General features: G+C 44.6%; 2 protein-coding genes. Both read left to right on the forward strand.

The features are described 5' to 3' along the window. The first annotated feature begins 226 nt into the window (after positions 1-226). On the forward strand, positions 227-1513 hold the full coding sequence (locus L976_RS00005; protein WP_047532754.1) for an OmpP1/FadL family transporter: 1287 nt from the start codon (positions 227-229) through the stop codon (positions 1511-1513). 100 nt (positions 1514-1613) lie between these two features. Then, positions 1614-1977, forward strand: a 364-nt coding sequence (locus L976_RS00010; protein WP_047532756.1) for a VOC family protein, incomplete at its 3' end; no start/stop codon positions are given.

A 1977-nucleotide genomic window follows, 5' to 3' on the forward strand; every position in this document is an offset into this window, starting at 1 on the left:
CTCACCAATTAAAAGCCATAGATACCAAGCATCTGGCCAGACCATTCGTTCAAGCTAAAGTACAACTTAGTTTTAATTAACTGAAATTTAACAAATTTCAAATCTGGTCGGACTTGTTGAGATTACACACAATCCCTAACATGCCGAAGACTATAAAAGGATTTGCGCGTTGTTCTGGTAACTAGGACCGAACAAAATCCAATATCAAAATAATGAGAGAATAATAATGAAATCATTCAACAAGACGTTGCTTGCTGTTGCTGTTGCATTGGCGAGCTCACAGACTTTCGCTTCGGGTTTCCAATTAAACAGTCAATCGGCCACGGGTATGGGTCGTGCTTTTGCAGGTGATGCTGTTATTGCTGACAACGCTTCCGTGTTATCGCGTAACCCCGCAGCGATGGCATTATTTGATAAAGATGCGATCTCTTTCGGCTTAACCTATGCCGATATTACTGTTGACGTTAAAGACGTTAACTTTGCCGGTGGCGCCGTTGACTTAGGCAGCATCGACGATGCGGGTAGCTCTAAAGTTATCCCAAACATTTTCTACATCCACCCTATCGACGATAAATTCGCCGTGGGTTTTGCCGCATTCTCTAACTTTGGTACAGGTACTGACGCAAGCTCTTTGTCTAAAAACAAGCCTGCTGCGCCTTTCGACCTGCTTGGTGAAACAGAAGTAACAACGGTCAACTTTAACGCCAGCGTGTCTTACCGCATCAACGATATGTTCAGCATAGGTGCGGGTGTAGATGCCGTCTATGGTGAAGGTCGTTTAACCCGTAACGCGGGCGCAACACCTCTGGTTGACGTAGACGCAGACGGCTGGGCATTTGGTGGTATTGTTGGTGCCACAGTTGAGTTAGATAAAGATAACCGTTTCGGTATCAGCTACCGTTTCAGCCCAACAGTCAATGTTGAAGGGGATATCAACACCATCACCTCAACAACAATACCTGGTGTGGGTACGGTTCCTGTTACGACCAGTTTTGATAGTTTAGATGTACCGCTAGCAGATATTTTCCAAGTTGCGGGCTTCCATCAAATTACGCCTAAATTTGCGCTGCACTATACCGCGCAATACAGTAAGTGGGGCAACTTTGATCAAATCACAGCTAAAGACGGTACAGCAATAATTGCAGCTGTAGGCGCCACTAAAAGCGTAGGTGATATCGCCCTTAAAGAATACCAATGGAAAGATTCATGGTTATTCAGCTTAGGTGGTACTTACACCATCAACGAACAATTCACCGTTCGTGCGGGTTATATGCATGACCAAGGCGTTGTAGACGAGATTAGTTCGATTTCATTCCCAGACTCTGACCGTAACTGGTACACAGCAGGTATGAGCTACCACATCAATCCACAAAACACCCTTGACTTTGGTATTGCCTTTATTAAAGGTGAAGAAGTTCACCTGATTGAAAACAGCGCAATCACAGGCCCTGTGAACGCAGTAACAGAATCAAGCGGTATGTACTACTCAGTACAGTACAGCTACCAGTTCTAAGCTGTTTCGAACACAAAAAAGCCGCATTTTTGCGGCTTTTTTGTATCTTGCGTATTTATTGCCTAAAGTTAATCCATATTCCTCTCACTCTATAACCCTTATGGCAAAAGTCATTGGACTTGGTGGTATTTTCTTCAAAAGTACCGATCCCGTTGCCTTAGCAACCTGGTATAAAACTCACCTTGAGATCCCTATTGAAAACTGGGGAGGCGCGGCGTTCTATCATAGTGATAAATCCATCCCGAGTTACCATGTATGGACACCGTTTGACGATAACACGACCTATTTTGCCCCGACTAATAAAAGCTTTATGGTGAACTTTATCGTGGACGATCTTGAGCAAGCCCTACTTCAAGTCACGCAGGGTGGCGGCGAGCAAATCGGCGATATTGAAGATTCTGAATTCGGCCGTTTCGGCTGGTTTATTGACCCCGATGGTAATAAAGTCGAATTGTGGCAACCTA

The sequence above is a fragment of the Shewanella sp. ZOR0012 genome (genome assembly GCF_000798835.1).
In the GTDB taxonomy this organism is placed as follows: Bacteria; Pseudomonadota; Gammaproteobacteria; order Enterobacterales; family Shewanellaceae; genus Shewanella; species Shewanella xiamenensis.